The sequence below is a fragment of the Klebsiella sp. CN_Kp088 genome, assembly GCF_040064335.1.
GTDB classification, from domain to species: domain Bacteria; phylum Pseudomonadota; class Gammaproteobacteria; order Enterobacterales; family Enterobacteriaceae; genus Klebsiella; species Klebsiella aerogenes.
Genome location: NZ_JBEAIQ010000023.1, coordinates 47,095 through 64,803, shown reverse-complemented (window position 1 = coordinate 64,803; position 17,709 = coordinate 47,095). Strand labels below are relative to the sequence as shown.

Here is a 17,709-nt window from a genome sequence, read left to right as displayed (position 1 = left end):
CATCAGGCATTAATAATTTGGTTAATTTCGTTACTACTCAAATGATACTGGCGCGGACAGGAGTGCCAGGCGGCTAGCATACGCTGGTATTTTTCCCACATCGGCGTCTGCGAGTTAAAGCCGTGAGTTCCTGCGTCGAAGTGGCTATAGCGCCCTTCTACATTGACCATAAAGCGCACATAGCCGAGATAACGGGCCTCGGTGGCGACATCAAAGCCAAGGAAGGTGACCCGGCGTTCATCAATACCGGACGCATCTTTGAGGTTGGTCCACGAGACGTGCAGCGCGTGGTACATCTCCATGATATCGATAATCGTCCGGCAGGTTTCTTCCGTCAGTTGGCCAAATTCGCGGTCCAGCTCGCGCATTTGCAGCCCATATCCACGCTCGATGATGGTCTGTAGACGGCGGTAACGTTCAGCGTTGTCCGGGTCGAGCATAGTCATCATCTTGTACTGATTGGACAAAATCAGACGCTGCGCATTGGTCATTTCCATTTTTGACTCCTGTAGCACTTACGGCGTGAAATAAAGAAGGCGCATAAATCATGCGCCTTCTTTTATATGCGTTTTCCGTATGGAATTACAAATCATCAAGGAAAGTTTTATCCAGTTGTTTGAAGGCGCGCTTAAGCGTGTCAGCCAGCGCCTGGTAATCCGGCTTGCCGTCAACCGGCGCTAACGCCTGCCCGGCCTCTTGTAATTTGCCGCGCACTTCATAAAACCAGTTCAGTATTGATGGCGGTAATGGCGTGACGGAACGCTTACCCAACCACCACAGCCCCTGCATCGGCAGGCTTAAGGCAAATAGCGCGGTGGCGACGGCCGGGCCGAGCTGGCCGCCGAGCGCTATCTGCCAGCACAGGGTGAAGACCGCAACCGGCGGCATGATGCGAATCGCGTAGCGGGTGGCGCGAATAATGCGGTTTTCGATAAACACCGGCGCCAGCCGCTTATCGAGGGGCCAGGTCTTCGCATAGTGCTGCCCGCGACGAAACAAGCTAAAAAAGCTAACGGGGCGATTCTCAGGGGTCGACATGGCTATACCTCAACTTTACATATAAAACTTAAAATTTTCGTGCAAAACACCAACTGTGCATGACAACGTTCAAAAGATTTTGGCAATGGGTGCGGCAATCAGGTATCCTGTGCCCACCTGAGAGGGCGGTTAGACCCTTTTACCAGGTTAGTCAAATTATCGCATATTCTGCTGCTGGCGGAAAATTATGCAAAATGACATAAAATCATATGTACTTCCCTCATCGTGCCAGAAAACAGAACAAGGCATGATGTTAATCATAAATGTCGATGTCATCCTGCGCTACGCTTTGTGACACACTGATGTTTTTTTAGCCACGTATCATAAAAGGTACTTCCATGTCGAGTAAGTTAGTACTGGTTCTGAACTGCGGTAGCTCTTCCCTGAAATTTGCTATCCTGGATGCCGTTAACGGTGACGAATATCTCTCCGGTTTAGCCGAATGTTTCCATCTTCCTGAAGCCCGTATCAAATGGAAAATGGACGGCGGCAAACACGAAGCTGAGTTAGGCGCAGGCGCCGCTCACAGTGAAGCGCTGAACTTTATCGTTAACACTATTCTGGCACAAAAACCAGAACTGTCAGCACAGCTGACCGCAATTGGCCATCGTATCGTTCACGGCGGTGAAAAATACACCAGTTCCGTTGTCATCGACGATTCCGTTATTCAGGGCATCAAAGACTCCGCTTCCTTCGCACCGCTGCACAACCCGGCGCACCTGATCGGTATCGCTGAAGCGCTGAAATCCTTCCCGCACCTGAAAGACAAGAACGTTGCCGTGTTCGACACCGCGTTCCATCAGACCATGCCGGAAGAGTCCTACCTGTACGCCCTGCCGTACAGCCTGTACAAAGAGCACGGCGTACGTCGTTACGGCGCGCACGGCACCAGCCACTACTATGTGACTCAGGAAGCCGCTAAGGTTCTGAACAAGCCGGTTGAAGAACTGAACATCATCACCTGCCACCTCGGCAACGGCGGTTCCGTTTCCGCTATCCGTAACGGTAAATGCGTTGATACCTCCATGGGTCTGACCCCGCTGGAAGGTCTGGTGATGGGTACTCGCTCTGGCGATATCGACCCGGCAATCATTTTCCACCTGCACGACGCGCTGGGTATGAGCGTAGATGCTATCAACAAAATGCTGACCAAAGAGTCCGGCCTGCTGGGTCTGACCGAAGTCACCAGCGACTGCCGCTATGTTGAAGACAACTACGCGGATAAAGCTGACGCTAAACGCGCAATGGACGTTTACTGCCACCGTCTGGCGAAATACATCGGTTCTTACACCGCGCTGATGGATGGCCGTCTGGACGCCGTTGTCTTCACCGGTGGTATCGGTGAAAACGCCGCGATGGTTCGTGAACTGTCCCTGGGTAAACTGGGCGTTCTGGGCTTCGAAGTTGATCACGAGCGTAACCTGGCTGCCCGTTTCGGCAAGTCTGGCTTCATCAACAAAGAAGGCACCCGCCCTGCCGTGGTTATCCCGACCAACGAAGAGCTGGTGATCGCTCAAGACGCACACCGTCTGACCGCTTAATTCCACACCGCCAGCGATAATCCTGACTGCTTCGAGTTGCCACTTGAAGTATGAACGGTAAGCTGGCGGTGCTGTTTTGTATCCCGCCTAAAACTGGCGGTAACGAAAGAGGATATATCGTGTCCCGTACTATCATGCTGATCCCTACCGGAACCAGCGTAGGCCTGACCAGCGTCAGCCTCGGTGTTATCCGCGCTATGGAACGCAAAGGCGTTCGCCTGAGCGTCTTTAAACCTATCGCCCAGCCGCGTTCCGGTGGCGATACTCCAGACCAGACTACCACCATCGTTCGCGCCAGCTCTTCAACGACGACTGCCGCTGAACCGATGAACATGAGCCACGTTGAGTCGCTGCTGTCCAGCAACCAGAAAGACGTGCTGATGGAAGAGATCATCGCCAACTACCATGCCAACACTCAGGATGCTGAAGTGGTGCTGGTTGAAGGCCTGGTCCCGACTCGTAAACACCAGTTCGCTCAGTCTCTGAACTACGAAATCGCAAAAACGCTTAACGCGGAAATCGTCTTCGTGATGTCTCAGGGCACCGATACCCCGGAACAGCTGAACGAGCGTATTGAACTGACTCGCAACAGCTTCGGCGGCGCGAAAAACACCAGCATCACTGGCGTTATCGTTAACAAACTGAATGCTCCGGTTGATGAACAAGGCCGTACACGCCCTGACCTGTCCGAAATCTTTGACGACTCGTCTAAAGCGAAAGTCGTGAAGATCGACCCGGCTCAACTGCAGAATGGCAGCCCGCTGCCGGTGCTGGGCGCGGTGCCATGGAGCTTCGATCTGATCGCCACACGCGCTATCGACATGGCGCATCACCTGAATGCGACCGTGATCAACGAAGGCGACATCAATACTCGCCGCGTGAAGTCTGTAACCTTCTGCGCGCGCAGCATTCCGCACATGCTGGAACACTTCCGTCCGGGTTCTCTGCTGGTGACTTCCGCAGACCGTCCAGACGTACTGGTTGCTGCCTGCCTGGCGGCGATGAACGGCGTAGAAATCGGGGCTATCCTGCTGACCGGCGGCTATGAAATGGACGCGCGCATCAGCAAGCTGTGCGAACGCGCTTTCGCCACCGGCCTGCCGGTATTCATGGTTAACACCAACACCTGGCAGACCTCTCTGAGCCTGCAGAGCTTCAACCTGGAAGTACCGGTTGACGATCACGAGCGCATCGAGAAAGTTCAGGAATACGTTGCCAACTATATCAACGCCGACTGGATCGAATCGCTGACCGCGACCTCCGAGCGCAGCCGTCGTCTGTCTCCGCCAGCCTTCCGCTACCAGCTGACCGAGCTGGCGCGTAAAGCGGGCAAACGCGTCGTTCTGCCGGAAGGCGACGAACCGCGTACCGTTAAAGCGGCGGCCATCTGTGCCGAGCGCGGTATTGCAACCTGCGTGCTGCTGGGCAACCCGGATGAGATCAACCGCGTTGCGGCCTCTCAGGGCGTAGAGCTGGGCGCTGGTATTGAAATCGTCGATCCGGAAGTGGTTCGCGAAAGCTACGTGGCGCGTCTGGTCGAACTGCGTAAGAACAAAGGTATGACCGAAGCGGTTGCGCGCGAACAGCTGGAAGATAACGTGGTTCTCGGCACCCTGATGCTGGAACAAGACGAAGTCGACGGCCTGGTATCCGGCGCGGTTCACACCACCGCCAATACCATCCGTCCGCCGCTGCAGCTTATCAAAACGGCGCCGGGCAGCTCGCTGGTCTCTTCCGTATTCTTCATGCTGCTGCCGGAACAGGTTTACGTTTACGGCGACTGCGCGATCAACCCGGATCCGACCGCAGAACAGCTGGCGGAAATCGCGATTCAGTCCGCTGATTCCGCGATTGCCTTCGGTATCGAACCGCGCGTGGCGATGCTCTCCTACTCCACCGGCACCTCCGGCGCAGGTAGCGATGTAGAAAAAGTACGCGAAGCGACTCGTCTGGCGCAGGAAAAACGTCCTGACCTGATGATCGACGGTCCGCTGCAGTATGATGCCGCGGTAATGGCCGATGTTGCGAAGTCCAAAGCGCCAAACTCTCCGGTAGCTGGCCGCGCGACCGTGTTCATCTTCCCGGATCTGAACACCGGTAACACCACTTACAAAGCCGTACAGCGTTCCGCTGACCTGATCTCCATCGGGCCGATGCTGCAGGGTATGCGTAAGCCGGTAAACGACCTGTCCCGCGGCGCGCTGGTAGACGATATCGTCTACACCATCGCACTGACGGCGATTCAGTCTTCTCAGCAGCAGAAATAATCTCCCGCTGAGACAAAAAAGGCAGCCAAATGGCTGCCTTTTTTTTGACGCTAACGCGTAAAGGAAATTACGCTTCGTCTTCTTCCGGCTCGTCGCGATCGTGGCCGGTATTGCCCGCGTTACGGGTCATCCACAGCGCCAGCGCTTTCAGTGAATCGGCGGTAAACTCATCGCAGCGCGCGGTGATCTCTTCCGGCGTCAACCAGCATACCTCGCTGACTTCTTCTTCCTGCAGAGCGAACGGGCCATGAGAAACACAGCTAAACAGGCTTCCCCAGACGCGGCAGTGTTTATCTTCGTAGTAGAATTGGCCGTGATCGGCAAAAGGCACGCCCGCAATCCCCAGCTCTTCTTCCGCTTCGCGGCGCGCGGAGTCCAGCAGCTGTTCATCCGCCTGCACCACGCCGCCAGCTGTCGCATCCAGCATGCCCGGCATGAAATCTTTGCTCTCGGTACGGCGCTGTACCAGAATCTTGCCCATCCCATCATGAACCACAATATAGGTCGCACGGTGGCGCAGACACTGCGCGCGCATTTGCTCGCGGCTGGACTGTGCTATCACTTCATTGTTTTCATTAACAATATCGACCCATTCTGTGCTTGCCAAATGCTTCTGTTCCGCCATCAGGAAACCTTACTTTTAAGCGCTCTCGCGGCGCGTTTTTACGATTGAGGGGTAAATTACGGGTAAATCGCGGCCTCTGCAATAACCTGATTATCATTGAGTGCGAAAACCTGCAGCCGATCATCTTCCAGCATGCCATAGCTGGCGGCAAAGCCGCCTTTCGGGATGCTCACAGAGCCAGGATTGAAGAGGAATACATCGCCGCGTTTCTCGGCAACCGGAATATGAGTATGACCATAAGCCAGTACATCGCCAGCGGCGAGCGGCGGCAAATTATCCGGACTATAGAGATGACCGTGGGTCAAAAACAGGCGGTAGCGTTCGCTAAGCACCTGCTGCCAGGGGGCAGTAATGGGGAAATGCAGCAGCATTTGATCGACTTCGCTATCACAGTTACCGCGGACGGCGATAATCCGCTGCGCGACGCTGTTCAGCCGCTCGGCGACCTGCGCCGGCGCATACCCTTCCGGCAGCGCGTTGCGCGGCCCGTGATTGAGCACATCGCCGAGGATAACCAGCCACTGCGCCCCGCTCTGCTCGAAGCGTTCCAGAACGCGTTCGGTCGCAGGCAGCGAGCCGTGAATATCGGATGCGAACATCAGTTTCATATCAACCCCTTACCAGACAATACGGTCTGTCTATGATAACGGAACTGCCTGCGCTTATCAGCCGCTACGTTTAGCCGACAGTGCGGCATAACGCTGAACAGATGCCCGCTGCCACTGGAAGGTCGCATAGTCCGCCAGCGCTTCCGGCACCTCATCGCCGTTCAGCACCAGACGGTTTAGCATCAGCGCAAGATCGGCATCGGCGATACACCATTCGCCAAACAGATTCTGTCCGCCATGCGCCAAAAGCGCGCCGGCGGTAGCGAAGAGTTTAGCCGCGCTGGTTTGCCCCGCAGCGCTAAGCGCAGGCTTCTTCGCGCCGCCAAACACCACGTCGGTAGAACGTTCTTCGCGTATGGGCATCAGATCGCTTCGCAGCCAGGCCTGCACCTGCCGCGCCCGCGCGCGTTTTTGCAGGTCATGCGGATACAAGCGCTCCCATTCCGGCGGCGCAAAGCGCTCGTCAAGGTATTCGGTGATGGCAGAGGATTCGCTCAGCGAAAAATTATCCACTTCCAGCAGCGGCACGCGCCGTGTCGCGGAGTAGCCCTTCCAGCCTGGCTGCAGATGCTCGCCGCTGTCGAGATTGACGGTCTTAAGGGTGAACGGCAGGCTTTTTTCCTGCAGCGCCACGTACACGGACATCACATAGGGGGAGAAAAAATCGGCATCGGACCACAGGGTAATAACAGGCTGATTCATGACATCCTCAATGAAGCCAGGGGGAGATAAATCAACATAGCTGGTCTGCTATAAGATGTCACTGGCAGCCGTATGAGGATTTCGCAATTATATTCTTTGCCCCGCGATTACGCAGGTCGCCTATACTCGAAACGTTTGCGACCTTCGATGGCGGGAGACCTCATGATCGATCTTTACTACGCACCTACCCCCAACGGCCACAAAATCACTCTTTTTCTGGAAGAGGCGCAACTGGCCTATCGCCTGATACGCGTCGATATCGGCAAAGGTGAACAGTTTCGCCCGCAGTTTCTGGCTATCTCGCCAAATAATAAGATCCCGGCGATCGTTGACCACGTTCCGGTCGACGGCGGCGCGCCGTTAAGCCTGTTTGAGTCCGGAGAGATCCTGCTCTATCTGGCGGAGAAATCGGGAAAATTACTAAGCGGCGAGCTGCGCGAACGGCATACCACCCTGCAATGGCTGTTCTGGCAGGTTGGCGGTCTGGGGCCAATGCTTGGGCAAAACCATCACTTCAACCATCACGCGCCTCAGGCTGTCCCCTACGCCATTGAACGCTATCAGGTCGAAAGCCAGCGGCTCTATGGCGTAATGAACCGGCGTCTTGAAGCCAGTCCATGGTTGGGCGGCGAGCACTACAGTATCGCCGATATCGCCTGCTGGCCATGGATTAATGCCCACCCACGCCAACGCATCGATCTTAGCCAGTTCCCGGCGGTACATAACTGGTTTGAACGCATCCGCCAGCGCCCGGCAACGCAACAAGCGCTACTCAAAACACAACAGTATTAATCCCCTGCTCGCAGGGCGTGCTTTCATGTATGATTGCGGAAATTACTACACGGAGGAAGCCTGCAATGTCTCAGCCAGACGCCATTATTCGTATTAAGAACCTGCGCCTGCGTACTTTTATTGGAATCAAAGAGGAAGAGATCGCCAACCGTCAGGATGTATTGGTGAATGTGGTGATTCACTATCCGGCCGATAAGGCTCGCGACAGCGAAGACATCAATGATGCCCTGAACTATCGCACCATTACTAAGCGCATCATCAGCCATATCGAGAATAACCGCTTCTCGCTGCTGGAAAAATTAACCCAGGATGTGCTCAATATCGCATGCGAACATCACTGGGTCACTTATGCTGAAGTAGAGATCGATAAACTTCACGCGCTGCGCTATGCCGACTCAGTATCGATGACCATGAGCTGGCGGCGCTAAAACGTTTGTAAGGGAGGCGGTATGAAAATCCTGCTCACTGGCGGTACCGGGCTCATTGGTCGGCATCTTATTCCCAGGCTGCTGGAACTTGGGCACCAGCTCACGGTTTCCACCCGCAACCCTGAACGCGCGAAAGCCCGTCTCGATCCCCGCGTCACGCTGTGGCGCGGTTTCGAAGGGCAAAACAACCTCGATGGCTTTGACGCCGTCATTAACCTTGCCGGTGAACCGATCGCCGATAAGCGCTGGACGGCAGAGCAAAAAGAGCGCCTGTGTCACAGCCGCTGGGACATCACCCGCCAACTGGTCGCGTTATTTAAAGCCAGCGAAACACCCCCCTCCGTGCTGATTAGCGGTTCCGCTACCGGCTATTACGGCGATCTCGGTGAAGTCGTGGTGACCGAGGAAGAGCCGCCGCACAACGAATTTACCCATAAACTTTGCGCCCGCTGGGAGCAAATCGCCTGTGAGGCGCAAAGCGATCGCACGCGCGTGTGCCTGTTGCGCACCGGCGTCGTATTAGCGCCGCGCGGCGGGATCCTGGCCAAAATGACGCCAGCGTTTAAGCTCGGCCTGGGCGGCCCTATCGGCGACGGTCGTCAGTATCTGGCGTGGATCCATATCGATGATATGGTGAACGGGATCTTGTGGCTGCTGGATAACGATCTGCGCGGCCCGTTCAATATGGTCTCACCCTATCCCGTACGTAACGAACAGTTTGCCCACGCGCTCGGCCACGCGCTCAATCGCCCGGCGATTTTCCGCGTTCCCGCCGCTGCCATACGCCTGCTGATGGGAGAATCCTCGGTACTGGTGCTCGGCGGCCAGCGCGCGCTGCCGAAGCGCCTGGAAGCCGCCGGCTTTAGCTTCCGCTGGTACGATCTGGAAGAGGCTCTGAAGGATGTGTTGAGCTAAGTCGATAAACGGGGAGCAACGGCTCCCCGTTCTCTTCCCTGGGGCGGAAGCCGCCTCGCAAATCGTTAATTCCTCGCTCTCCTTGCTACGCTTCTTGTGAAGCCCATTCCAACCGCAAAATTATTCTCCTGCCATAACGTCCTGACGAGGAATATACCCTCAAAAAGCGTTGACAACCGTCAACACTCTTTTTATTCTGAGCAGGATTTGACGATGAAGGAACATCCGGACAAACATATCAGGAAGGCGATTGCCACGGCGCTGGAGCGGGGGTGGATATTGCTGCCTGCAGGTAAAAGCGCTCATTGCTTTGGCCGCCTCGTCTGCGGCGTGACTGAACACCGGGAACATATGATGAGCATTTGGTCGACGCCCGCCGTCCCTGAAAACCACGCCCGGCAAATAATCAGAATGGTCGAACGGTGTCCCATCCCGGCTACCGCGCGCATCATGCATAAGGAACGCAAAACGATGCCGATATTTAATTTTACGCTGACGCTGTCCGGCGTCACCAGTCAAACGCCAGGACTGGAAGATGCGCTCTTTGCCGCAGGCTGTAGCGACGCTCTGGTCTGCTTTTACGGTACTGCGGTCTACCTCGAGTTCGATCGCGAGGGCCAATCGCTGGAGCAGGCGGCTCTGTCCGCCATCCGCGATGTAGAAACCGCCGCCCTGCCAGATATCCGCGTGGAGTCCATCGATTCGACACTAGTCGGGCTGAGCGATATCGCCGAACTTATCGGCGTCTCCCGCCAGGCGATCGCGCTATTAAAAGAGGGCGCTCGCGGCAGCGGGCGGTTTCCCGGCCCCGTACAGCGCGTGAAGGGCAATTCCCCTCTCTGGCGCTGGAAATCCGTCGTTGAATGGTTAGTCGCGGAAAAGCGCATCGCCGCCGATTCGCCGATGGTGGCTAACGCCCTACTGCTTGATAGCCTCAACCTGGCGCTACAGCTTCGCCGTTCACCGGAAAATCACCGCGTGCAGCGCTACCTGCAAAGTCTGAGCGCCACGTCACCCACGGGCTGATTCGCGAGGGCGAGCATGTTACCCGGCACAGCATGGTGGTAAAGTAGGCTTTCGTTTTAGCTGATTAATTGCTTTATGACTACGATAACAACGCCCCGCCTGTTGCTTTCCCGCTTCACTCCGGCCGATTGGCCCTTTTTTCTGCGTCTGCGTCAGGACCCTGACGTCATGCGTTACATGGGTGAGGTGTTAAGCGAAACGGCGCTACGCAGCGTGTTTGAATGCCGCTGCGAAGATCCCGGCGTCTTTGTATTGCGCGATTCTGCCGGCACGCCGCTGGGGGATATTGGTCTGCGCATCAGCGCGAAAAACCCGCACGAGGCCGACGTCGGCTACGCGCTACTGCCGCAAGCGCAGGGTCAGGGCTACGCCAGCGAAGCGCTGCGCGCGATTTGTGATTACGGCTTTACCACCCTTGGCATCCACGCCATTAATGCTTGGGTGCTGGGCAATAATTTGGGATCGTCCCGGCTGCTGGAAAAGCACGGTTTTGTACGCATTCAGGTGCTGGAAAATGCTTACCACCTCAACGGCGTGGATTACGATGATTGGATCTACCGGCTGGAGCGTTAAGTCATTCCCGGCGAGCGAACCCGCCGGGATAGAGGCGATTACTTCAGTGAACCTTTAAGGAACTGCTGCAGGCGCTGGCTTTTCGGGTTGCCGAATAGCTCGTCGGGATGTCCCTCTTCTTCGATTCTTCCCTGATGGAGGAAAATCACGTGTGAAGAGACGTGGCGGGCAAAGCCCATTTCGTGGGTGACGACCACCATGGTTTTCCCCTCTTCCGCCAGTTTTTGCATAATACGCAACACTTCGCCCACCAGCTCCGGATCCAGTGCCGATGTCGGCTCATCAAACAACAGTACGTCCGGCTCCATCGCCAGCGCCCGCGCGATGGACACGCGCTGCTGCTGACCGCCGGAAAGATGTACCGGATATTTGATCTGCTGGCGTTCATCGATACCGACTTTCGCCAGATACTTCACCGCCCGCTCGCGCGCTTCCTGTTTGTTGAGGCCGAGCACCTGAATCGGCGCCTCCATAACGTTTTCCAGTACCGTCATGTGGCTCCACAGGTTGAAGTGCTGGAACACCATCGTCAGGCGCGTGCGCAGCAGACGCAGCTGGTTTTTATCCGCTACCTTCAACTGGCCGTCTTTATCGCGCACCAGGCCAATATTCTGTCCGTTGACGATAATCGTTCCTTCGCTTGGCTTCTCCAGAAAGTTGATGCAGCGCAGAAAGGTACTTTTACCGGAACCCGATGAGCCGATAATACTAATCACGTCTCCGGCCTTCGCTTTCAGCGAGACGCCTTTCAGCACCTCGTGCTCGCCGTAACGTTTATGCAGATCGATAACGCTTAATTTATTGTCGGTCATGGCTTTCTCAGTGCGTCGAAGAGGGTTTGATATGCTGCAACCAGCGCTTTTCCGCCTTGCGGAACAAGCTAATCAGCACATACGAAATAATTAAGTACAGTACCGCGGCGATGCCGAAAGCGGTAAACGGCTGATAGGTCGCCGAGTTAATATCACGCGCAATTTTCAGCAAATCCGGCACCGTGGCGGTAAACGCCAGCGCCGTCGAGTGCAGCATCAGAATGACTTCGTTGCTGTACGCCGGTAACGCAATACGCAGTGCTGACGGCAAAATAATGCAGCGGTACAGCTTAACTGACGAAAAGCCGTAAGCCCGCGCAGCCTCAATCTCGCCCGGCGCCACCGAACGAATCGCCCCCGCAAAAATCTCGGTGGTGTAGGCGCAGGTATTTAAGGTCAATGCCAACACCGTACAGTTCAGGCCGCTGCGGAAAAACGCATTCAACAGATCGCTGCCTTTGACGATTTCCAGCGTATACATCCCGGAGTAAAACACCAGCAGCTGCACATACAGCGGCGTGCCGCGGAAAATATAGGTAAACAGCCAGATCGGAAACTGAATGTATTTATTGCTCGATACCCGCCCGATGGCGAGAAACACCGCAAGGATACCGCCCATCACCACTGAAGCAATCAACAGCCACAGGGTGATCGCCACGCCGGTAAAACGGTAACCGTCGGTCCACAGCAGGGATTTCCAGTACTCCTGAATAATTTCAATCACAGGTCAGCCCTCTTCACACCCACGGAGTAGCGGCGTTCAAGCAGCAGCAGCACACCATTGGAAATCGTGGTAAACACCAGATAGATCGCCCCGCAGACGATAGCGAAATAGAACGGCTGCCAGGTGCTTTTGCCCGCCAGCTGCGTTGCCTTCACCACGTCTTCCAGACCGAGCAGCGACACCAGCGCGGTGGCTTTGAGAATCACCTGCCAGTTGTTGCCGATACCGGGCAGCGCATAGCGCATCATCGCCGGAAACAGGATACGGCGGAACGTCTGCCAACCGCTGAAGCCAAATGCCGTCGCCGCTTCAATATGGCCTTTCGGCACCGCCAGAAACGCGCCGCGGAAGGTTTCAGTGAAGTACGCGCCATAGATAAAGCCGAGGGTGATAATACCGGCGATCATCGGATCAATATCAAATTGCGCCATGCCTAATGCATCGGTGATGCTGTTAAGGGCGATCTGTAGCCCATAGAAAATCAGCAGCATCAGCACCAGATCCGGCACCCCGCGGATCAGCGTGGTATAGCCTTCAAACACCAGCGCCATAGGCCGGTTTGCGGATAATTTCGCCCCCGCGCCCACCAGCCCAATAAGGACCGCGAGCACTACCGAGCTAAGCGCCAGCTCAAGGGTGACCAGCGCGCCCTGAAAAATAACCTGTGAGAACCCGTACAGCATGCTGTCTGCCCTGTCTGTCATCGATCGCCGCACGTGAAAACGCGTGCGGCGAGGTACTAACGATGATTAGTCGCCGTACACGTTAAAGTCGAAATATTTCTTCGCCAGCTTGTCGTAAGTGCCGTCTTTACGCATCTCGGCGAAAGCTTTATTTAGCGCTTCACGCAGCTCGGTGTCGTCTTTACGCAGGCCCATGCCGGTACCGACGCCAAACAACTTCTCATCCTTAATGGACGGGCCGCCAAACTGATAATCTTTGCCAATCGGCTGTTTGAGGAAACCTTCGCTGGCGGCGACCTCATCCTGGAACGCAGCGTCAATACGGCCCGCGGTCAGGTCGGAATAGATATTGTCCTGGCCCTGATAGGAGACAATTTCAATGCCTTTCGGCGCCCAGTGCTCGTTGCCGTAGGTTTCCTGAGTGGTGCCCTGCAGAACACCAATGCGCTTGCCTTTCAGCTTGCTCAGGTCTGGCGTAATATCGCTGCCCTTTTTCACCACCAGACGGGAGTCAGCGGCATAAAGTTTGTCGGTGAAGGCAATCTCCTGCTGGCGCTTTTCGGTAATCGACAGCGAGGACATAATCGCATCGATTTTCTTCGCTTTTAACGAGGGGATCAGCGCATCCAGCGGGTTTTCAACGAAGGTACATTGGGTATTAATACGCTTACACAGCTCTTTTGCCAGATCGATGTCAAAACCGATCAATTGCCCCTGCGCATTCTTCGATTCGAACGGCGCATAAGTAGGATCGGTACCGATACGGATTTTCTGTGGAATAGCTGCGAATACCGTGGAAACGCTGGAAAGGGCCAGCGCCAAAGAAAGAGACAACGCCAGTTTTTTCATAATTATCCTCAACAGACTGTCATTCTAACGGGTTTATTAGAAGCACTTACGCCAGTTATCGTGCCATTATTCGCCCTGCCAAGGCAAAGCAAAATGCGCATGAAAGCAGATTTTTTTGCATCAGAAACGCTTAACTATGCATTTTATGAACAAAGAAAAACTGCTGTCGCCCTATTCTGGTGCAAGCTATCAACCACTTGCACCTATCAAGGGCAACAATAACCGCGTCGCAATGGAGCGGCCTGGCATAACCAGACCGCTACAGTCTTAATCGCCGTAGACGTTAAAGTTGAAGTATTTCTTCGCCATTTTGTCGTAGGTGCCGTCTTTACGCATTTCACCCAGCGCTTTGTCGAAAGCGGCTTTCAGCTCGCCATCTTCTTTGCGCAGGCCGATGCCGGTACCATCGCCGAAGTATTTTTTGTCTTTAACGGAAGGACCGGCAAACGCGTAGTCTTTACCGGCAGGTTGTTTGAGGAAACCTTCACTGGCCGCGACTTCATCCTGCAGCGCCGCATCAAGGCGCCCTGCGGCGAGGTCGGAATAGATGAGATCCTGGTTAGCATAGGCGACGACATCCACGCCCTGGCTGCGCCAGCGTTCGTTGGCGTAGGCCTCCTGGGTGGAGCCCTGCAGTACGCCAACATGCTTGCCTTTCAGCGACTCCAGCGTCGGCTGAATCGGCGAGCCTTTTGCGGCAATCAGTCGAGAGTCTGCCGCATACAGTTTGTCAGAGAACGCAATCTCCTGCTGCCGTTTTTCGGTAATCGATAGCGACGAGATAATAGCGTCGATTTTCTTCGCTTTCAGCGAGGGGATCAGCGCGTCAAAATCGCTGCCCACCCAGGTGCACTTCACCTTGATACGCGAGCACAGTTCATTGCCCAGATCGATGTCAAAGCCAATAAAGTTGCCCTTCGAATCCTTCGACGAGAAAGGCGCATAGGTGGTATCGGTGCCGATGCGGATACTTTGCGGCAGCGCCGCAGATACGCTGGCGGCGCTGCTGATTCCCATGATTAACGAGAGAGCCAGGATCGTCTTCTTCATAGAAAGCCCTTAAGTGTCGTGATGTTGTTATGTTGTGCGCTGTCTGGTTATGTATGTTGCCGACGGTTCTTGCAGGTTTTATGCCATTTTCCCGGTGCGTGCCGGTAACAGCGTTAAATTTGTTAATATAAAGTTGCAAGATTGTCTTAAGAGGGAAGATACCAGCATTGGCGGATAAACCGCAGCGGCAAAACGCAAAAAAACAAATTAAATGTCGAGGATTTGATCAGGACAACAAAAATGCACCAGCGGAAGGCAAAGGTAAATAAAATGCACCAAACAGGTGCATCATACTCCGCCTTGCCAGCGGGTAAACAGGTCCTGCGGCAGGTCAATATCAAACTGATCGATCACCCGGTTAACCGTCTGATTAATCACATCATCCAGCGACTGGGGACGATGATAGAATGCCGGCACCGGCGGCATGATCACCGCGCCCATTTCCGCCGCCTGCACCATTAAACGCAGATGCCCCAGATGGAACGGCGTCTCGCGTACGCAAAGCACCAGCGGGCGACGCTCTTTTAACACCACGTCCGCCGCGCGGGTCAGTAGACCATCGGTATAGCTATTGACGATGCCAGAGAGCGTTTTCATAGAGCACGGTAGAATGACCATCCCGCTGGTTTTAAACGAGCCGGAGGAGATGCTGGCGGCGATATCGCGCGCGTCATGTACCACATCGGCCAGTGCCTGCACTTCCCGCAGCGAGTAGTCGGTTTCCAGCGACAGCGTCTGACGCGCCGCCTGGCTCATTATCAGATGGGTCTCGACCTCCGCGACGTCACGCAATACCTGTAGCAGGCGTACGCCGTAAATCGCGCCGCTGGCGCCGGAAATGCCGATAATGAGTCGTTTCACGATGTTATACCCCTTGCGCATAGTGCCGCAGACTTTGCCGGATTATAGTCCCCGACGCAACCTGGCGGGTAAAAATAAAAAGGCCCGCGGTCCTCGAAAGACGGCGGGCCAGCGACAAGGGACGAATTAGCCTTCGTTATGCATCTCTAAGTTTTCAACTTCGGTTTGCAGTTGGACCGCTTTCGCATCGTCGTTGCGCAGGGAATCAAGATAATCGAGATACTGTTGGTCTACGTCTTTGGTGACGTACACGCCGTTAAAGACCGAACACTCGAACTGCTGAATGTCCGGGTTTTCTGCGCGCACCGCTTCGATCAGATCGTTCAGATCCTGGAAAATCAGGCCGTCAGCGCCGATGATCTGACGGATCTCGTCAACTTCGCGACCGTGGGCGATAAGCTCGTTGGCGGTCGGCATATCGATACCGTAAACGTTAGGGAAGCGAATTTCCGGCGCCGCGGAGGCCAGATACACTTTCTTCGCACCGGCTTCGCGCGCCATTTCGATAATCTGTTCAGAGGTGGTGCCGCGAACGATAGAGTCGTCCACCAGCAGCACGTTCTTATCACGGAATTCGGCACGGTTGGCGTTCAGCTTACGGCGCACGGACTTACGGCGCAGTTGCTGGCCCGGCATGATAAAGGTACGTCCAACATAGCGGTTTTTGACGAAACCCTGACGATAGGGTTTATCGAGGATACGGGCAATCTCCAGGGCGATATCGCAGGAGGTTTCCGGGATCGGAATAACGACATCGATATCCAGATCTTCCCACTCGCGGGCAATTTTCTCGCCAAGCTTCGTGCCCATGTTCACACGGGCGCTATAGACGGAAATCTTGTCGATAAAGGAGTCCGGACGCGCGAAATAGACGTATTCGAACAGGCACGGGTTGCTGACCGGGTTTTCCGCACATTGACGGGTAAACAGCTGGCCTTTCTCGGTGATGTAGACCGCTTCGCCCGGCGCGACGTCGCGCAGAAACTCAAAGCCCAATGTATCCAGCGCCACGCTTTCGGAGGCGACCATATACTCGGTGCGGCCATCGCCGATATCGCGCTTGCCGAGCACCAGCGGACGAATACCGTTCGGGTCGCGGAAGGCGACCATGCCGTGGCCGATAATCATCGCCACGCAGGCGTATGCGCCGCGGATCTGGCGGTTCGTCGCGGCAATCGCGGCGAAGATGTTATCGGCTTCCAGCGGGTAATGACGGAAATTATCCAGCTCGCTGGCGAAGATATTGAGCAGAATTTCGGAATCGGAGGTGGTGTTGATGTGGCGGCGTTTTTCTTCAAACAGCTTTTGACGCAGCTCGTGGGCATTGGTCAGGTTGCCATTATGGGCCAACGTAATGCCGTAGGGCGAGTTAACGTAAAAAGGCTGCGCTTCAGAAGCGCTGGAACTGCCTGCCGTTGGGTAACGGACGTGGCCAATCCCCATATTTCCCTGCATACGCTGCATGTGGCGCGCTTCGAACACATCGCTCACCAGCCCGTTAGCCTTACGCAAACGGAAGCAGTTATTTGCATCAATGGTGATGATGCCCGCGGCATCCTGCCCACGATGCTGAAGCACCGTTAACGCGTCATAAATCGACTGGTTTACCGGCATAACACCGGCGATACCGACAATACCGCACATACGTCTTTTCCTCGTTAAGCTACATCCCAACGCTTATGCTTTGGGCAAGAAACTTGACGAGCTCTGCAGATAGTCAAAGAACCATCTGATAACGAAACTGAACTGCGGGATAAGCTCAGACTTTTGCCAGTCTTCACTTTTTGCCATACCGGTGAAGCTATCGAGAAAGAACAGAATAGCGGAGACGATCAGCACGCCGCGCAGGGCGCCAAAACAGATCCCCAACACCCTGTCTGTTCCTGACAGACCGGTTTTCTCTACCAGAGCGCCTATCACATAGTTAACGATAGCGCCGACGATAAGCGTTGCGATAAACAATATCGCGATAGCAATCCCATTTCGGACCAGTTCGTCTTCAAAGCCCGTGAACCAGACAGCCAGGTAAGTGTAGTAATGACTGGCGACAAAGAAGGCACATCCCCATGTCACCAGCGATAACGCTTCACGAACAAAGCCGCGGATAAGGCTAACCAAACAGGAAAAACCAATTACCGCAATAATGGCGTAATCAATCCAGACCATATACATCCCACGATTTTACGCCCTGTCGTCCGGTTCGGGGCGCATTCTA

At 55.1% G+C, this 17,709-nt stretch carries 21 protein-coding genes and 1 pseudogene; 9 read left to right on the top strand and 13 right to left on the bottom strand.

Features of this window, described 5'->3' with window-relative positions; genetic code table 11:
- Positions 1 to 2: 2 nt before the first annotated feature.
- A complete protein-coding gene (locus ABLV08_RS13615) occupies positions 3 to 497 on the bottom strand; it encodes a YfbU family protein (RefSeq protein WP_015365579.1) in 495 nt (164 codons plus the stop codon).
- A gap of 85 nt (positions 498 to 582) precedes the next feature.
- Positions 583 to 1,038 carry a terminus macrodomain insulation protein YfbV gene (yfbV, locus tag ABLV08_RS13610; protein ID WP_015365578.1) on the bottom strand — a complete coding sequence of 152 codons (456 nt, stop codon included), beginning with the start codon at positions 1,036 to 1,038 and terminating at the stop codon, positions 583 to 585.
- 338 nt (positions 1,039 to 1,376) lie between these two features.
- Between yfbV and ackA the strand changes: the two genes are divergently transcribed.
- Together ackA and pta are read left to right on the top strand one after the other, a co-directional pair.
- A complete protein-coding gene (gene ackA / locus ABLV08_RS13605) occupies positions 1,377 to 2,579 on the top strand; it encodes an acetate kinase (RefSeq protein ID WP_015365576.1) in 1,203 nt (400 codons plus the stop codon).
- Between the two features lie 119 nt (positions 2,580 to 2,698).
- The gene (gene pta, locus ABLV08_RS13600) at positions 2,699 to 4,846 is read left to right on the top strand and encodes a phosphate acetyltransferase (protein WP_026612251.1); all 2,148 of its coding nucleotides are present in this window, start codon (positions 2,699 to 2,701) and stop codon (positions 4,844 to 4,846) included.
- A 67-nt stretch (positions 4,847 to 4,913) separates the two neighbouring features.
- Here the strand turns inward: pta and yfcD are convergent, their stop codons facing one another.
- The 3 genes from yfcD to yfcF are packed head-to-tail and all read right to left on the bottom strand — an operon-like array spanning position 4,914 to position 6,781.
- Complete coding sequence (yfcD, locus tag ABLV08_RS13595; protein WP_015365574.1) at positions 4,914 to 5,471, bottom strand: NUDIX hydrolase YfcD; 558 nt, start codon at positions 5,469 to 5,471, stop codon at positions 4,914 to 4,916.
- Between the two features lie 56 nt (positions 5,472 to 5,527).
- The gene (yfcE, locus tag ABLV08_RS13590) at positions 5,528 to 6,079 is read right to left on the bottom strand and encodes a phosphodiesterase (RefSeq protein WP_045386192.1); all 552 of its coding nucleotides are present in this window, start codon (positions 6,077 to 6,079) and stop codon (positions 5,528 to 5,530) included.
- A 57-nt stretch (positions 6,080 to 6,136) separates the two neighbouring features.
- On the bottom strand, positions 6,137 to 6,781 hold the full coding sequence (gene yfcF, locus ABLV08_RS13585; protein WP_015365572.1) for a glutathione transferase: 645 nt from the start codon (positions 6,779 to 6,781) through the stop codon (positions 6,137 to 6,139).
- Between the two features lie 162 nt (positions 6,782 to 6,943).
- Here yfcF and yfcG point away from each other — a divergent pair, with 162 nt between their 5' ends.
- The 6 genes and pseudogenes from yfcG (at position 6,944) to ABLV08_RS13555 (ending at position 10,515) form a co-directional block, all read left to right on the top strand.
- A complete protein-coding gene (yfcG, locus tag ABLV08_RS13580) occupies positions 6,944 to 7,573 on the top strand; it encodes a GSH-dependent disulfide bond oxidoreductase (protein WP_064736792.1) in 630 nt (209 codons plus the stop codon).
- Between the two features lie 65 nt (positions 7,574 to 7,638).
- Positions 7,639 to 8,001: a dihydroneopterin triphosphate 2'-epimerase gene (gene folX, locus ABLV08_RS13575; RefSeq protein ID WP_015365570.1), complete on the top strand. Its 363-nt coding sequence runs from the start codon at positions 7,639 to 7,641 to the stop codon at positions 7,999 to 8,001.
- A 21-nt stretch (positions 8,002 to 8,022) separates the two neighbouring features.
- Positions 8,023 to 8,916 (top strand): TIGR01777 family oxidoreductase, encoded by an 894-nt coding sequence (locus tag ABLV08_RS13570; protein WP_048229157.1) that lies wholly within the window; start codon positions 8,023 to 8,025, stop codon positions 8,914 to 8,916.
- A gap of 213 nt (positions 8,917 to 9,129) precedes the next feature.
- Positions 9,130 to 9,378, top strand: a pseudogene (locus ABLV08_RS13565) (DNA-binding protein); the annotation flags it as partial.
- Between the two features lie 9 nt (positions 9,379 to 9,387).
- Positions 9,388 to 9,942, top strand: coding sequence for a hypothetical protein (locus ABLV08_RS13560; RefSeq protein WP_015365568.1), 555 nt, complete (start codon positions 9,388 to 9,390; stop codon positions 9,940 to 9,942).
- A gap of 75 nt (positions 9,943 to 10,017) precedes the next feature.
- Positions 10,018 to 10,515, top strand: coding sequence for a GNAT family N-acetyltransferase (locus ABLV08_RS13555; protein ID WP_032715040.1), 498 nt, complete (start codon positions 10,018 to 10,020; stop codon positions 10,513 to 10,515).
- Positions 10,516 to 10,553: 38 nt separating this feature from the next.
- Here ABLV08_RS13555 and hisP read toward each other — a convergent pair whose 3' ends face one another.
- From hisP to argT, 5 genes are all read right to left on the bottom strand, one after another.
- Positions 10,554 to 11,327 (bottom strand): histidine ABC transporter ATP-binding protein HisP, encoded by a 774-nt coding sequence (hisP, locus tag ABLV08_RS13550; protein WP_015365566.1) that lies wholly within the window; start codon positions 11,325 to 11,327, stop codon positions 10,554 to 10,556.
- Positions 11,328 to 11,334: 7 nt separating this feature from the next.
- On the bottom strand, positions 11,335 to 12,051 hold the full coding sequence (locus ABLV08_RS13545) for an ABC transporter permease (protein ID WP_015365565.1): 717 nt from the start codon (positions 12,049 to 12,051) through the stop codon (positions 11,335 to 11,337).
- Positions 12,048 to 12,734: a histidine ABC transporter permease HisQ gene (locus ABLV08_RS13540; protein WP_015365564.1), complete on the bottom strand. Its 687-nt coding sequence runs from the start codon at positions 12,732 to 12,734 to the stop codon at positions 12,048 to 12,050. The genes ABLV08_RS13545 and ABLV08_RS13540 overlap by 4 nt, the downstream gene beginning before the upstream one ends.
- 66 nt (positions 12,735 to 12,800) lie before the next feature.
- The gene (gene hisJ, locus ABLV08_RS13535) at positions 12,801 to 13,583 is read right to left on the bottom strand and encodes a histidine ABC transporter substrate-binding protein HisJ (protein ID WP_015365563.1); all 783 of its coding nucleotides are present in this window, start codon (positions 13,581 to 13,583) and stop codon (positions 12,801 to 12,803) included.
- A 267-nt stretch (positions 13,584 to 13,850) separates the two neighbouring features.
- Positions 13,851 to 14,633 carry a lysine/arginine/ornithine ABC transporter substrate-binding protein ArgT gene (gene argT, locus ABLV08_RS13530; protein ID WP_015365561.1) on the bottom strand — a complete coding sequence of 261 codons (783 nt, stop codon included), beginning with the start codon at positions 14,631 to 14,633 and terminating at the stop codon, positions 13,851 to 13,853.
- A 49-nt stretch (positions 14,634 to 14,682) separates the two neighbouring features.
- Here argT and ABLV08_RS13525 point away from each other — a divergent pair, with 49 nt between their 5' ends.
- The gene (locus ABLV08_RS13525; protein WP_161798742.1) at positions 14,683 to 14,811 is read left to right on the top strand and encodes a hypothetical protein; all 129 of its coding nucleotides are present in this window, start codon (positions 14,683 to 14,685) and stop codon (positions 14,809 to 14,811) included.
- A 110-nt stretch (positions 14,812 to 14,921) separates the two neighbouring features.
- On the opposite strand, the gene ABLV08_RS13520 is transcribed toward ABLV08_RS13525, so the two are convergent.
- The 3 genes from ABLV08_RS13520 to cvpA all read right to left on the bottom strand — a co-directional run bounded on the left by ABLV08_RS13520 (position 14,922) and on the right by cvpA (position 17,660).
- A complete protein-coding gene (locus tag ABLV08_RS13520) occupies positions 14,922 to 15,494 on the bottom strand; it encodes a UbiX family flavin prenyltransferase (RefSeq protein WP_020078233.1) in 573 nt (190 codons plus the stop codon).
- A 126-nt stretch (positions 15,495 to 15,620) separates the two neighbouring features.
- A complete protein-coding gene (gene purF / locus ABLV08_RS13515) occupies positions 15,621 to 17,138 on the bottom strand; it encodes an amidophosphoribosyltransferase (RefSeq protein ID WP_015365559.1) in 1,518 nt (505 codons plus the stop codon).
- Between the two features lie 33 nt (positions 17,139 to 17,171).
- Entirely contained in the window at positions 17,172 to 17,660 is a 489-nt protein-coding gene (cvpA, locus tag ABLV08_RS13510) for a colicin V production protein (RefSeq protein WP_015706172.1), read from the bottom strand.
- Positions 17,661 to 17,709: the final 49 nt, after the last annotated feature.

Bases quoted from the DNA above. Each gene is read 5' to 3' on its own strand.
- ABLV08_RS13525 (WP_161798742.1), top strand. From the start codon at position 14,683: ATGTATGTTGCCGACGGTTCTTGCAGGTTTTATGCCATTTTCCCGGTG.
- yfcG (WP_064736792.1), top strand. From the start codon at position 6,944: ATGATCGATCTTTACTACGCACCTACCCCCAACGGCCACAAAATCACT.
- ABLV08_RS13615 (WP_015365579.1), bottom strand. From the start codon at position 497: ATGGAAATGACCAATGCGCAGCGTCTGATTTTGTCCAATCAGTACAAG.
- yfcE (WP_045386192.1), bottom strand. From the start codon at position 6,079: ATGAAACTGATGTTCGCATCCGATATTCACGGCTCGCTGCCTGCGACC.
- hisP (WP_015365566.1), bottom strand. From the start codon at position 11,327: ATGACCGACAATAAATTAAGCGTTATCGATCTGCATAAACGTTACGGC.
- argT (WP_015365561.1), bottom strand. From the start codon at position 14,633: ATGAAGAAGACGATCCTGGCTCTCTCGTTAATCATGGGAATCAGCAGC.
- ABLV08_RS13555 (WP_032715040.1), top strand. From the start codon at position 10,018: ATGACTACGATAACAACGCCCCGCCTGTTGCTTTCCCGCTTCACTCCG.
- ABLV08_RS13540 (WP_015365564.1), bottom strand. From the start codon at position 12,734: ATGCTGTACGGGTTCTCACAGGTTATTTTTCAGGGCGCGCTGGTCACC.
- ackA (WP_015365576.1), top strand. From the start codon at position 1,377: ATGTCGAGTAAGTTAGTACTGGTTCTGAACTGCGGTAGCTCTTCCCTG.
- folX (WP_015365570.1), top strand. From the start codon at position 7,639: ATGTCTCAGCCAGACGCCATTATTCGTATTAAGAACCTGCGCCTGCGT.
- cvpA (WP_015706172.1), bottom strand. From the start codon at position 17,660: ATGGTCTGGATTGATTACGCCATTATTGCGGTAATTGGTTTTTCCTGT.
- ABLV08_RS13570 (WP_048229157.1), top strand. From the start codon at position 8,023: ATGAAAATCCTGCTCACTGGCGGTACCGGGCTCATTGGTCGGCATCTT.
- ABLV08_RS13560 (WP_015365568.1), top strand. From the start codon at position 9,388: ATGCCGATATTTAATTTTACGCTGACGCTGTCCGGCGTCACCAGTCAA.
- yfcF (WP_015365572.1), bottom strand. From the start codon at position 6,781: ATGAATCAGCCTGTTATTACCCTGTGGTCCGATGCCGATTTTTTCTCC.
- yfcD (WP_015365574.1), bottom strand. From the start codon at position 5,471: ATGGCGGAACAGAAGCATTTGGCAAGCACAGAATGGGTCGATATTGTT.
- yfbV (WP_015365578.1), bottom strand. From the start codon at position 1,038: ATGTCGACCCCTGAGAATCGCCCCGTTAGCTTTTTTAGCTTGTTTCGT.
- hisJ (WP_015365563.1), bottom strand. From the start codon at position 13,583: ATGAAAAAACTGGCGTTGTCTCTTTCTTTGGCGCTGGCCCTTTCCAGC.
- purF (WP_015365559.1), bottom strand. From the start codon at position 17,138: ATGTGCGGTATTGTCGGTATCGCCGGTGTTATGCCGGTAAACCAGTCG.